The following is a 14,278-nucleotide window of genomic DNA, read 5'->3' as shown; positions in this document are numbered from 1 at the left end:
GTTCTCGCACAACTGCCAACCGGGTACGCCTTGCTTTTCGGCCGGGCCGAACTGGCGCCGACCGCATAGCGGTGGCCGCGGTCGGCTCTCGCCCAGCAATTCACCCCTTCGGAACCCACTCGGACTGAGCTCGTTGCGCACGGGTGAAAGAGCGCCAGGAGCCGCTTACGGACAAGGGGCATCGCAAAGCAACGGACACAGTACCTACGCCGAGTCGAGCATTCCGCGCTGAAGGCCTACGAAACAGCTTGCGGGAGCGAGCCGAGCAAGAACTCGGCCAGCGTCTCAGTACGTCGGTACTGCTTCCAGCACAGGTGGACATGTCAGGGAGCGGCGGGCCGCTACCGCCCAGCGCGGCAGCCGGCTCGCGCCCCGTCCACAGTAACCACCAGGGGAGGACGCGCCGCCGCGAGCCCTCCCTTGCCCGGCGATCATCCCGAGGAACACCCGCGAGAACGGTTGGCCCGCGAAGCGCGCCCAGGAAAGCTCCCAACCAGGCGGTGCTGACCACTCGACTGCGGTGCAGATGCAAGCATCCACCTCAAAGGTGACGGGTAGCTGCCATCGAACAGCGGACGCGTGATCGCACCTCACCGCGGGGGCCCTGCTCGGACGTCCGGCTACACGGTACGGGCTGACCCTGTGGTTCGTAGCCTTGCGATGACGGGCTTCCGTACGCCAGTGCCCCACCCGGCACCGACAACACGGCCGGCCGTCACGGCGCCGGGGGTTCGGTGATCAGCGCCAAGAGGCCGGCGATCTCGTGATCGGACTCGGCCGGATGGCGGAACATGGCGCCAGGGACAATCTCGTAGCGGTTGCGCCGGCCCTCGCGCGACCGGACCAGGTATCCGCCCTCTTCGAGGTCGGAGACCACGCCCTGCACCGTCCGCTCCGTAAGGCCGCAGGCGGAAGCCACGTCACGGAGCCTGATGCCGGGGTCGCGGGCGATCATGATCAGGACCCGCGCGTGACTGGTGAGGAAGGTCCACCTCGGCTGGTCCTGGTCCTGTGCGCGTCCGTCCATGCGCCCCATCATGCGCTCCCCGTTTCCTGATTATCAACCCACGAAAAATATTTCATGATTTGTTTGACGTACGTTGCCGGTCCGAGCATCATCACAGGTGGCAGGAAGTCCCCTGGTGGAGCAGCGGGAGCCCACGATGTCGCGGCCGGACCACACCCACGAAGACGACGGCACCGCCCCCGACCCCTGGGCGCTGCCCACCTATCTGCCTCCCGGAGGCACGCGGAGCTTCGCCGACCGGGCCACACTGAGCCTCGCAGCGCGCGGAACGGACGGTGCGGTGGCGGTGATCACCGGGGAAGTGGACGCCGGTTGCGCAGCGGACCTGGAACGCTGCCTCATCGCGGCCATGCGCGCCCACCCCGAAGGCCTCGAGCTGGACTTGTCCGGGGTCACCTTCTTCGACTGCTCGGGCCTCAACGCGCTGCTGGAGGCCAGGACCTTCGACGGCCGCGGCGGCGGCATCCTGACGATCAAGGTCATGAGCCCGCCCGTCGCCCGCGTCCTCGACTTGACCGAGACCCGGGCACTGCTCACCCGCGGCCGCTGACACCGGTGCGCACGGGTGCGTAGCGGACGCCGGCGGAAGCTGGTGTCCAGGGGCGCCGGTTGCCAAGCTCGAAGGTAACCAGCCCGTCGGGTGGAGACCCCATGTCACCCGCCGATCACTGATCGTGTCCGACGACGTTGACCGTGAGGAAAGGACGTGTCGTGAGCTCCACCTGCACTACGTGCAGCGATTCGTCCTGACGGTGTCGATACCGAACGGCTGACGTCTGATCGCACCTCACCGCGGAGGCCCCTGCATGGACGTCCGGCCAAACGGTACGGACTGACCCTCCGGTCGCAGTCTTGCGACCTGTTGAGGACGGGCCTCCGCACGCCGGGGCTGGGGTCCCCGGACAGTGAGCACCCCCCTTGGGTACCACGCAGCAGCGGTTCATGCGCCGTGGCGTCACCAAGATCTACTTCCTGGCGGACATACCGCGGCGACGAACGTGCCGACCCGCCAGGAGATCACCACCGGTCGACCTGTCCGGCGCGATCACCGACGTCGCCGACTGGTCGCTCGGCAACTCCCCGATCGACACCCCCGACCTGGGCTCGACGCTGACCACGTCGATCCCCGGCGAGGACAAGGCCGGCGACACCATCGAGACCCTGCTCAAGAAGGGCGAGGAGGGCTTCGTCGTCATCCTGCGCAAGGGTGACGTCATGGCGTCGAGAGCGCGTAAGAGATGGTCCCGGCGGCCCCCTTCGGGAATGACAACGGCGACGGAGTCATCACGTACCCGCCGGGCGCCGTCTGGTACTCCGGCCTGGCGGAAGTGGTCTCCCCCGGGGTGCTGCAGCAGCATCTCGCCAACGGCGAGTTCCACCGCGTGCCGTCCCTGAACCTGTGGACCGCCGACGCCGGAGACGGCCGCGCCCAGCTCAACATGAGACCGGACGAGCCCGGCGGGACCACATCCCACTCCCGCGGCCGGTTCGAGGGCCACAGGTCGCGATGAGGCCCTTGCCAAGCGCAGACGGCAACGGCGCGGACGCCCTGCACAACAGGGCTCAGGCGTTGCCAGGTTGTGAACAGGGTCGACGGGATGACCGCTCGGCCCCTCGCACGCGGCGGCCGGGCGACCGGACCGGCCGCCCGATGGTGAGGTGCACCCGCCGCGGTGGAGCGGTGGCCGAGAAGTCGTGAATACGACACGCGGCGCCAAGTCGCCAACTCCATCCATTGACCTGGTTGTCGAGGGCGCGCGATCTTTCTTCGGGCAGCGCGTCATGTGCCCGACAACGTTATCGGACCACTGCCGGAGTCGCCCCGTGCTCGTTCCCCGTCCTTCGCGCCCCCTCTCCCGGTACTTGAGGGGTGCCCCCGCCCGGCCAACGGGATCCCCGTGGCAACGTGCCGTCGGCGGGGCCGCGGCCCTGCTGCTGGCCGCCCTGGCGGTCCAACTGCCCCAGCAGAGCCCGGCCGTCGCCGATGACGCCGGGCCGGCGGCGGAGTCGCTGTGCGGCGCCCCGCAGCCCGGGCACTTCGGTTGCTTCGCGGTGCGCCGAGCGGACACCGACAGCGGTCGCACCGCACGGTCCGCCACTCCCGAGGGATTCAGCCCGGCCGACCTGCGCTCGGCGTACGACCTGCCCGCGGACGGCGGCGCCGGGGCGACCATCGCGGTCGTGGCGGCCTACGACAACCCGATGGCCGAGCAGGACCTCGCCGCCTACCGGACCCAGTACGGGCTGCCGCCGTGCACGGCGGACAACGGCTGCTTCCGCAAGGTCGACCAGCGCGGCGGCACCGACTACCCGCAGCCCAACGACGGCTGGGCCGGCGAGATATCCCTGGACCTGGACATGGTCTCGGCCGTCGCGCCGAAGGCGCACATCCTCCTCGTCGAGGCCGACAGCTCCGCCACGGACGACCTGGGCACCGCCGTCAACACCGCGGTGGCGCTGGGCGCCCGCTACGTCTCCAACTCCTACGGCGCCTACTACGACGGCCCCGACCTCGCCGCCCTGGACGCGGCGTACTTCGACCACCCCGGCACCGCCGTGGTGTTCGCCTCCGGCGACTACGGCCACGGGCTGAGCTACCCGGCCTCCTCCCCCTACGTGACGTCCGTCGGCGGCACCTCGCTCAGCAGGAGCGACACCGGTGCGCGCGGCTGGACGGAGACGGTGTGGAGCGGCACCGGCTCGGGGTGCTCCGGCTACCAGCCCAAGCCGGCGTTCCAGACCGGCACCGGCTGCGACAAGCGGTCGGTGACGGACGTCAGCGCGGTCGCCGACCCCGACACCGGCGTGGCGGTCTACAACACCTACTCCGGCGGCGGATGGGGCGTCTACGGCGGCACCAGCGCCTCCGCCCCGATCATCGCCGGTCTGTACGCGCTGGCCGGGACGCCCGTCGAGGGTACCTACCCGGCCGGGTACCCGTACCGCGCGCTCGGTGCGCTCAACGACGTGACCACCGGCAGCAACGGCCACTGCTCCGACGACGCACCCTGCGACCCGGACACCACGTCCCCATGCGAGCCTGCGAACAGCTGCACCGCCGGCCCCGGCTACGACGGACCCACGGGACTGGGCACGCCGAACGGCGTCGGCGCCTTCCGCCCCGGCCCGCACGGCACCGTGACCGGCAAGGTCACCGACAAGGCCACCGGCAAGGCGCTGTCCGGCGCGACGGTGCGGCTGGGCGCGCATGCGGCGGTCACCGGCGCGGACGGAAGGTGGTCGCTGGCGGCGCCCACCGGCTCGTACACGCTGACGGTCAACGCCTTCGGCTACTCCGTGAAGGACCTGGGCAAGGTCACCCTCGCCGACGGCACGGAGCTGACCAGGAACGCCGCGCTCGCGGCCGTGCCGACCACCACGGTCTCCGGGACGGTCCGGGACGGCGGCGGACACGGCTGGGGCCTCTACGCCCGGCTGACCGTCGACGGCGTGCCCGGCACCGTCCACACCGACCCCAGGACGGGCCGCTACTCCGTCCGCCTCGAGCGCGGCAAGACGTACACGCTGCGCGCCACCGGCCTCTACCCCGGCTACCGCCCGGCCGAGACGAAGGTCGTGCTCGGATCGTCCCCGAAGACGGCCGACCTGACGCTCCCGCTGGTCGGCTCCGGCACCCTCCCGCCCGGCTACGCCGTCGACTACCACGGCGGCGGTTTCCAGTCCTTCGACACCGCCGCGAAGCCTGCCGGGTGGAGCATCGTCAACCACACCGCCGCCGGCGGCTGGGGTTTCGACGACCCGCTGACCCGCGGCAACCAGACCGGTGGTGACGGCGGCTTCGCCCAGGTCGACGACTACGCCCTCGGCTGGGGCGAGGTCGACACCGAACTGATCAGCCCTGACTATGACCTCTCGGCGCAGACCCGGCCGGCGCTGGAGTTCGACACCGCGCTGCCCAGTCTGTGGCGCTTCAACGACCCCACGGCCGACATCGACGTGAGCACCGACGGCGGGGACCACTGGGACAACCTCTGGCACCACACGGACGTCGTGGAGGGCCCCTCCCACCAGGTCGTTCCGCTCACCGCCTACGCCGGCAAGTCCTCGGTGCGGCTGCGCTTCCACTTCGCCGGCTCCCTGACCGGCATCTGGCAGCTGGACAACGTCGCCGTCGGCACCCGCTCGCTGGTCACCGTGCCCGGTGGGCTGCTGACGGGCCGGGTGACGGACGCCAACACCGGTGCCGGAGTGGTCGGCGCGACCGTCTCCGCCGCGAAGGACCCCGAGGCCAGCGGCCACAGCATCGCCACGCCGGACGACCCGGCCGTGGGCGACGGGCTGTACTGGGCCTTCTCCTCCCGTACCGGCCGCCAGGAGTTCACCGCCGCCCTGCCCGCCTTCGGCTATCCGGCCGGGACGTCGGCGGCGACGGTCAAGGCCGACACGGTCACCGCCGCGGACCTCGCGCTGCGCCCGTCCCGGCTGAAGGCCACCCCCGGTGCGGTGGGCGTCACCGTTCCCTGGGGCGGGAAGAAGACCGTCACGGTGAAGGTGCGCAACACCGGCGGCGCCCCGGCCTCTCTCGCCGTCGGCGAGCAGGCCGTCGCGGGAACCCCGGCGCGCGTGTCCGGCGCCCCCAGGGAGCGGAGGGCCGCCAGACCCGATCCGCTCGACGTCGCGGCCACCGCCACGACGGACACCACGGCGGCGGGCCGGACCGCCGGGGCGACCGCCGGGCAGGCGTGGCAGCCGCTCGCGGACCTCCCGCAGCCCATGACCGGGGGGATCGCGGCCGCGTACGACGGCGTCCTCTACACCGGTCTCGGCCAGACCCCCGACGGTCAGTGGACTACCGCCCTGCGCTCCTACGACCCGGCCACGGCGACCTGGAAGGACCTCGCCCCGGCCGTCACCAAGCGCAGCGGCGCGGCCTACGGGTTCGTCCGGGGCAAGCTGTACGTCGTCGGCGGCAAGAACCGCGCGGGCACGCCGATCGCCGGGGGCGAGGTCTACGACCCGGCGAGCGACACATGGTCGCGGATCGCCGACGCGCCCAAGGCGTACGGCAATTCGGCCGCGGCGGCGGTCGGCGACCGGCTCTACGTGATCGGCGGCTGCACCGGCATCTCCTGCGGCACGCGCGACGTCCAGGTCTACGACCCGGCCGGCGACACGTGGTCCACGGGACCGGCCTACCCTGTGCCGACCTCCTGGCAGAGCTGCGGAACCGTCGACGGGACGCTGTACTGCGCGGGCGGTGTCCACCAGGGCGACGGGCAGCCTGCCCACGCCACGGCCGTGGGCTACGCCCTGGACCCGGCCGCGGGCCGCTGGACGCCGATCGCCGACCCCCCGGTGGACTTCTGGGGTGCCGCGACGGCGAGCGGCGCGGGCCGGCTCATGGCCGCCGGCGGTGTGCTGGTCGGGGCCGCCGCGGTGACCAACGAGGCCTACGCCTACGATCCGGCCGCGGACACGTGGAGCGCGCTGCCGAACCTGCCGCAGCCGCTGTACGCGGCGGCCGGAGCGCCCGGCTGGTCGGTCCTCGGCGGCCAGAGCGCCGACAGGGTGATGCAGACCTCCGCCCTCGAACTGCCCGGTTACGACGCACCCCACGGGGACGTGACGTGGCTGGCGGCGAAGGCGGGCTCCTCATCCGTCGGCGCGGGCAGGACGGCGGAGCTCACCGTCACCGTCGACGCCCGGGACATGGGTCCGGCCGACGCGGGCGTGCACCAGGCGCGGCTGGTCATCGACAGCGACGGGCCGTACGCCTCCGTCACCGTGCCGGTCACCATGACCGTGGTGGCGCCGCCGGGGTGGACGCACCTGACCGGCACCGTCAGCGGCGCCGAGCGACATGGCGGCAGCACCCCGCTGGCCGGAGCCACGGTCCGCGTCGGGACCGGGGCGGGCGCGCACACGCTCAGCACCGCGGTCGACGGCTCGTACCAGCTGTGGCTCCCGGACGCCGGACCGACCGTTTCCCTCACCGTGAGTGCCGATGGCTACCGGACGGCCGAACGCACGGTGCGACCGCGCGGTCGTGACGCCGTCACCACCGACGTGGTTCTGACCAGGCGTTAGGCGAGTGCAGGACACGGTGGGACCGGCCCGGCGGGCCGGTCCCACCGTGTCGCGCGGGCGACCGCCGCCGCCCACGGCCGCCCGAAACGCCGACGGCCCCTCCGGGTGAACCACTGGGTCACCCGAAGGGGCCGGCCGCCGGCGGTCAGGTGTGCGCTACCCCTGGGGGATCCACATGGGGTTGGCCCACTCCGTCGACGGCGCCCAGAATCCGGCGCCGCCGGCGGAGCCTGCTCCGTTGCCTCCGCGGCTCAGCAGGTCGGATGCCCTGGCGATGCGGTCACCACCGTTGCCGCCGGCCGCGACTGGACGGTCGTCGCGGTCCGTGGGCTGGAACCCGACCGTGTAGGTGCGGGTGACCGAACCGTTGGCCGAGGTGACCTTGATGGTGCGGGTGGTGAACCGGTGCCCGGTCGACGACAGGACCGAGCTGCCGTCGGTGACCTTCACCCGCGCGCCGGACTGGGCCGGTACGGCGGAGAGGGCCGGGACCTTCTTGTTCTTCGGCCAGTCGACGACGTACGTGGACACGGCCGGGTCGAACCCGTCGATCGCGATGCCTCCGACGGTGATCGCCTTGGCGTCGGCGACGCTGGCCTTGGTGGCGTCGGTGTGGTTCGTCACCTTGACGGACCCGTCGGCGTTGACGACGACGTGCGCCGCCATCGCGGCCGCCAGGTTGATCCGCTCCCAGCTCGCTCCGCCGTCCGCGGTGAGGTCCAGCGGGGAGCCGGAGTCCGTCGCGGTCTGCTCGAGGATCTGGGTGCGCTGAGCGGTGGTCAGGTCCGGGAAGGCCGTGATCAGCAGGGCCGCCGCGTCGGACGGCGCCTTGAGGGCCTGCCCGGACTTCCCGACCTGGGAGAGCCCGTAGTCCAGGCGCTGCGTGTACAGGTCGACGTGCTGCGCCGTGCTCAGGCCGGCGTAGGAGTCGCCCTCGCAGGCCTCGAGCGTGTCGCCGTAGCCCTCCTTCTCGCAACTGGCGAGCAGCACGTTCTCCATCTCGGTGTGGGCCTGGGTCAGCAGCTTCGCGAAGTCGGGGTCCGCCCACCGGTGCGCGACGGTGGCCTGTGCGGCGATGCGGCCGCCCATGACGTCGAGCGGGTAGTGGAACCCGAGGACGATGCGGTTGTCCCCGTACTCCGAGGTGCGGGCCAGGATCGACGGTGCCAGCTCCGGCAGGAGCGTGGCGAGGATGGTCCCCGCTTCGTAGCCGCCGTAGGTGTGGCCGCTCGGGTAGGAGCCGCTGGTGGTGAGGCTGCCGTAGGAACCGTCCTGCGACTCGTAGACGGCACCGCCGTCGCCGACGAACCCGAGCCGCGCGTACGGGCGCTGGTAGCCGAAGTGGTCCTTCGCCGCCCCGCCCTTGTCGAGGCCCTGAGTGACGCGGGAGAACAGCGCGCCGGTCTTCGGCAGCCGGCCGCCGTTGAGGGCGTCCAGGTAGATCTGGCCGAGCCGGGAGCCGAGGCCGTCGGCCATCGTGACGGTGGAGCTGTTCGTGGCGTCGACCTCGGCCCGGTCCACCTCCTTCTGCGTCGCCGCGTTGTTGATGCGCACGGCGATCCGGTCGTTCTCAGCGGTGGGCGAGGTGCCGTAGGGCACCTTGGTGTTGGCGGCGAGGATGCCGGAGTCGAGGTGCTCGAATCCGTTGAGCAGGCCGTAGAAGTAGTCGGTCCCGTCGCCGGTGCCCGGCCACTTGTCGGACGTGTAGCTGGCGTTGAGCGTGTCGTCCGGGAAGGGGGACGGCTCGTACGCCGGGTCGGAGGCGTCCGCCGGGGCGGTCGCCGAGGTGGTCACCGGGACGGTCGCGGCGGTGTCGTCCGACGTTCCGGCCAGCGTGACCGCGGTGACGGTGGCCGCGTGGGCCTTCGCCTTGCCCGTGGTCGTGAGCAGCGTCGTGCCCGCCGTGGCGGGGACGTGCGCGATGGTTCCGTCGTCGAGGGCCACGGTGTAGCCGATGATCGGGAATCCGCCGTCGCCGGCCGCCTGCCAGGTCACGCGGACCTGCTTGCCGTCGGTGATCACACCCGTCACGGCCGGCTTCTGCGGCTTGCCGCCGCCGGTGACCACGGGTGCCGTGGCGGCGCTCGGCTGGGAGGTGCCGACGGCGTTGACCGCCTGGACGCGTGCCGTGTACGACCTGCCCGACCGCAGCCAGGTGAAGGTCGTGCTCCGGCCGTCCGGATCCTTGATCTTGATCTGGTGACCGTCGTTCAGGGTGATCTCGTAGCCGGTGACCGGTGAGCCGCCGGTGTCCTTGGGTGCGGACCAGGCCACGGTCACGCTCGTGCCGGACGAGGTCGCCGACACCGCGTCAGGCGCGGCCGGCACCGTCTTGGGCTTCGTGGTGAGCGCGGACAGGGCGTGGCGAAGGGTGTCGTACCGGGCGGTGAGGGTCGCGTCCGCGGCCGCGCCGTCGGCGACCGCGGTCTTCGCCGCGGCGAGTGCCCCGGTGAACGCCTTCCACGACGCGTCCGTGTAGCGGTCGTCGTCGAGGACGGACGCGGTGGCGACCAGGTCCTCCAGCTTCAGCCGCGGGAGCGGGATCAGCTGGCCCGCGGCCAGGGTGAGGCTGCGCGTCTGCGTGTCGACCTCGAGCTGGGTCGCGTCATCGGCGGTGACGAGGATGCGTGCAGCGGCGAGTTCACGCCCGTACACACCGAAGTCGATCGCGTCGTAGCGCTCCGCGTCGGCGGAGAGCCCCTCGTACTGCTCGATCGCCTTCCGCAGGGCGGACTTGTCCGTGACGGCGGGCGTCTCGACGTGGTTGAAGGTGATCCGGCCCAGGTTCGCGACGTACGGGTGCGAGGAGTCCGGGTTCGTCGTCAGCCGCAGGTAGACGGTGTGCGTGCCGGTGATCGCCTTGGGCAGCGTCACGCTCGTCGTCCCGCCGGACGACCACGCGGATCCCGTGACCGGCAGCGGCACGGTCGCGTACGGCGTGCCGGGGTTGGCCGTGTCGAAGGAGTCCAGGTAGAGCTGGACGGCGGAGCCGGTGCCGCAGCGGGCGGAGTTGTTGACGTAGGTGATCGTGACGGTGCTCTTCGGGGAGGTGCCGAAGTCGACGTCCCCGTAGTTGAGCCACGCCCCGTTGTAGGTGCCGCCGAGGTCGGTGGTGGAACCGGAGCCCGTCCAGCCGACGGGCTCGCTCTTGAGGCCGCCGCCGCTGTTGGAGCGCCACGCGGTGGCGTCGAAGCCCACGGGGGCGTCGGCGGTCTGCGTCAGGGCCAGCGAGTAGACGTTGCCCACGTAGGGCTGGGAGGCCGTCTGCGTGCTGGAGACGAACGCCGCGTACACGTCCTGGACGCCGGTGAAGACGCTCGGGTCGAGGTGCACGCTCGTGGTGGCGATGGTTCCCCAGCCCGATCCGCTGTAGTCGAGCGGGATGTCGACGCTCTTCGCGCCGTCCTTCGAGCCGAGGTGCAGCTCGATGTGCGAGTCCGACGCGGCCCGCGACTGGGGCTTGTCGTAGCGGACGGTGACGGTGTCGGCGCCGCTCTGGAGGTTCGTGTCCTTCCACTGCGCCCACGCGCCGTTCGTCACGTTCTCGAAGATGCCGTTGCCGAGGTTGAGCGGCAGCGAACCGTTGCCGGTCGCGGTGCTGTTGACCGCGGTCAGCGTGGCGAGCGTGGTGGTGGGGGACGTCGAGACCTCGTACGGCGAGAACTGGTACCAGTCGAAGTTCGACACCCACTGCTGGCCCGACGGGGCGTGGAACACGAACGTCGCGCTCTTCGCGTCCAGCAGGGCGTCGGCGTCGGTGACGGCCGCCTGCACCGTGGAGTAGTACTGCCAGCCGCCGGTGCCGGGGAGCGGGACGGTGGCCACGATCGGGCCGTCGGCGGCGCCGGCGTGGACGTCCACGCTGCTCGGCTTCGCGTTCGTCGCCTGCGAGTTCGCGTAGCGGACCGAGATGGTCCGCGGGGCGACCCCGCCGAAGTCCAGCCTGGTGAACCGCTCCCACGACCCCTCGGTGACGCCACCGAGGTTGCCGTCGGAGTTGTTCCGCTCACTGACGAGGCTGGGGCCCTCCTTCTGGTCGGGGCTCTCGGCCTGCAGGACGGCGTAGCCGCCCTCGTCGATGGTCAGGGCGTCGATGGCGGTCTGCAGCGCGTCCTGCGCGGCCATGATCGTGCCCGTCGCGGAGGCGGTGTCCGCGAGGACGGTCCGCGCGCGTTCGAGGGCCGACCGGAACAGGTTCCAGGAGCCGTCGGAGTAGTTGGCGCTGCGCACCACGGACGCCTGGTCGACGAGTGCGCCCAGGGCCTTGCGCTGCACCGCGGCGGCGGAGACGAGGAGCGGGTCGGTCGGGGATATCCCGGTGCCGGTCACCGTCGAGGCCCGCACGCCGTGCGCGAAGGCCGCGTCCCGGAAGGTGATGCCGAAGCGCGCGTCGACCTTCGTGGTGCCGGTGAGGGACAGCGTCGCCGTCCGCTTGTCACTGACGCGGAGGTCCGCCGTGACGCCGTCCGGCAGGCCGGTCACGCTCGCCGCTCCGGTCTTGGTGAGGCTGGTCCCCTTGCGGGCGTCGAAGGACGCCGGTCCGGAAAGGGTGAGCTTCACGCTGTCGTGGAGGGTGCCGTCCTCGTCGGTGTCGACGGTGCCCGGGTGGGCGGAGAGGACGGTGTCGCCCTTGTCCGTGCCCGTGTCGCCGTCACCCGTGTCGCCCCCGTCGGTGTTCAGTGAGTACGCGGGCTCCGTGTGGGCGCCCCACTGGGAGGGCTTGGACCCCATGGTGAAGTCCAGGGTTCCGCCGGAGATGATCTGGGAGTAGTCGAGCCACGTGTTGTCGAACCGCTTGCCGTTGAGTGTCGCGCTCTGCACGTAGTAGTTGCTCGGCGACACGCCGTCGGCCTTCACCGTGAACCGGGAGCCGTTGGCATAGCTGATCGTCGTCGAGTCGAAGAACGGGCTGCCGATCTGGAACTGGCTGGATCCGGCGGTCACCGGGAACAGGCCGAGCGCCGCGCCGACGAACATGGTCGACATGGTGCCGGCGTCGTTGTCCATGGTCGGCAGGAAGCCGTTCGGGGAGAGCTTGTAGACCTGGGTCTTGACCGGCGGGGTGAACTGGCCGCCGGAGCTGGGGGCCTCGTTCGTGGAGCCCGTCGCGATGTAGCGGTTCCAGGTCTCGCCGGTGTAGATGGCGCGCACCCACTTCTGCGTCAGGCTCGGCTCGCCGACGTAGTTGAAGAGGTAGGGGGCCTGGAGGTCGATCTCGTTCGCGTTGGAGTGCAGCATGGTCGAGCCGTCGTCGACGGTCGAGTCCTCGCCGAACATGTGCTTGACCGCGGCCTTGCCGGCCTTGTCGCCGCCCATGGCCTCGATGAGGCCGCCCATGTCGTAGGCGTCGTACCAGTGGTACTGCCAGAGCGTGCCCTGGTAGAGGCCGGCCGCCTCGAACTTCTCGTAGTCGGCGCTCTGCCAGTCGCCGTTCGCGGCGCGCGGGGTGAGCAGACCGACCTTGGTGCCGTCGGCCGCGGTCCAGGCGCCGGACTTCACGAGGTTGTCGATCGCCATCGTCGACTGGGTGCGCAGCTTCTTCGCGTCGTCCTTCTTGCCGAGCGCGTCGGCGACGACGGACAGCGCCCACTGGTCGTAGCCGCGCTGCACGGTCGTACCGGGGTCACCGGTGACGTACCCCTGCCGCAGCTGCGCGCCCGTGTAGAACCCGGAGTACGACAGCAGCGCCGGGTACGCCTCGTCGAGCCGGTCGAAGTTCTTGTAGCCCTTCGACAGCGCGTCGGCGACCAGCACGGCCGAGCGCTCCCAGCGCACGGTCGGGACCGAGTGGGTGAGGCTGCCGAGGCTCTTGCCGGAGGTGCGCTGGTCGGCGAAGAGCACGATCAGCGACTGGATCATGTCCCGGTACGTGGCCGGGTCGATGTAGGACTCGACGGAGTACTTGCGGAAGTCGTCCCAGGTGGACCAGCCGTCGTAGTACGTGAAGCCGTTCGCCTTGTGCACCGCACCGTCCGCGCCGCGGTACGTCCCGCTGGTGCTGGTGGCGTTCACCGGCAGCGCGTACATGCGGTACAGGTGCGTGTAGAACTCCTTGGTGAGCGTCGACCCGGGGTCGGACTTCACCGAGGAGCGCACGTCGACGGCACCGAGCGCCTCGTTCCAGTCCGCCTTCGTCCGCGCGCGCGCCTGGTCGAAGGTGAGGTCGCCCACCTCGTTGTGCTGGTCGGTCGTGGCCTGCTCGGCGCTGATCGGCGACAGCGTGATGCGCAGCTCGATGTCGTCGCCCGCGGCCTTGTCGAACCCGAGGACGGCGCCGGTGTCGGACCCGTCCTGCGTGGTCGCGTCGCTCAGCTTGCCGTCGTTGCCCCAGCTCTTCAGGGAGGTCACGGCGACGTTCGTGGTGGCGGCGTAGTACAGCTTGTACGAGGCGCCGTTGAACGAACCCGCGATGAGCCCGGTGATCGACGTGGTCCCGTTCGGGAGCGTCGTCGCCTTCATCGTCGAGCGGGTGCGGCTGGTGAAGTTGTTCGCGAGGTCGAGGACGAGCTCGGGGTTCGACCCGGCGGGGAAGCTGTACCGCTGCAGCGCCGTGCGCGTCGTCGCGGTCATCTCGGCCTTGATGCTGCCCGGGTCCTGCTTCACCGACGACGCGGTTCCGGAGATGGCCCCGAGGCCCACCTGGTACGAGCCGGGCGTCGCGCTCTCGTCGTCGTGGCTGTACGCGTGGGCGTACGTGCCGGCGGCGGGGCGGCTGTCGTACTGCACGGAGGTCGGGACGACGAGCAGGTCGCCACCGCCTCCGGAGCCGCCGACGCCGTCGAGGTTCGTCGCGGTGAACCCGGCGATGTGGTCCTCGTTGTAGTCGTACCCGGTGTGGTTCCGGTTCGGCGTGGTCAGCGGGTTGACCTTGGCCAGGCTGTGGGGCGCCTGCGCGCCCGGCAGGTCGTTGCCGTCGTCGCCGGCGGTCGACACGAACGGGTCGACGAGCTTCGTGTAGTCCGTCCCGCCTGACGTCCCGCCGGACCCCGTGGACGTGGTGGCGACGGGCACGGCGGCGGCCGCGCCGCCACCCGCCAGCGCGCCGAGGCCGAGCGCCCCGGTGAGCAGCGCGGCGACCGTCGCGCGCAGTGGCCGGCGACGCCCGCTCGCGGTTCCCGGAAGGACCGCGCGGGGCAAGGGGGGATGGGATCTGATGGACACGTAACCTCTCCAGCGTCGCAATACGCACGCACGGTTCGGCCT

The 14,278-nt window shown here is 71.3% G+C and carries 5 protein-coding genes; 3 read left to right on the top strand and 2 right to left on the bottom strand.

Translation table 11 applies throughout. From position 1 onward, the window contains the following. Window positions 1-715 precede the first annotated feature (715 nt). Entirely contained in the window at window positions 716-1,027 is a 312-nt protein-coding gene (locus ABZ312_RS27605) for a helix-turn-helix transcriptional regulator (RefSeq protein WP_499516336.1), read from the bottom strand. Window positions 1,028-1,124: 97 nt separating this feature from the next. Here ABZ312_RS27605 and ABZ312_RS27600 point away from each other — a divergent pair, with 97 nt between their 5' ends. From ABZ312_RS27600 to ABZ312_RS27590, 3 genes are all read left to right on the top strand, one after another. After that, window positions 1,125-1,577, top strand: a complete 453-nt coding sequence (locus tag ABZ312_RS27600) for an STAS domain-containing protein (RefSeq protein WP_500329280.1) — start codon at window positions 1,125-1,127, stop codon at window positions 1,575-1,577. A gap of 368 nt (window positions 1,578-1,945) precedes the next feature. Then, a complete protein-coding gene (locus ABZ312_RS27595) occupies window positions 1,946-2,422 on the top strand; it encodes a phage tail tube protein (protein WP_500438971.1) in 477 nt (158 codons plus the stop codon). A 468-nt stretch (window positions 2,423-2,890) separates the two neighbouring features. Continuing rightward, window positions 2,891-7,075, top strand: coding sequence for a carboxypeptidase regulatory-like domain-containing protein (locus ABZ312_RS27590; RefSeq protein WP_500438970.1), 4,185 nt, complete (start codon window positions 2,891-2,893; stop codon window positions 7,073-7,075). Window positions 7,076-7,231: 156 nt separating this feature from the next. Here ABZ312_RS27590 and ABZ312_RS27585 read toward each other — a convergent pair whose 3' ends face one another. Further along, on the bottom strand, window positions 7,232-14,212 hold the full coding sequence (locus ABZ312_RS27585; RefSeq protein WP_500438969.1) for a glycoside hydrolase domain-containing protein: 6,981 nt from the start codon (window positions 14,210-14,212) through the stop codon (window positions 7,232-7,234). Window positions 14,213-14,278: the final 66 nt, after the last annotated feature.

The organism is Streptomyces sp. NPDC006207 (genome assembly GCF_040613835.1).
In the GTDB taxonomy this organism is placed as follows: domain Bacteria; phylum Actinomycetota; class Actinomycetes; order Streptomycetales; family Streptomycetaceae; genus Actinacidiphila.
The sequence above is the reverse complement of the archived record's forward strand: the minus strand, read 5'-3'. Positions and strand labels throughout refer to the sequence as shown.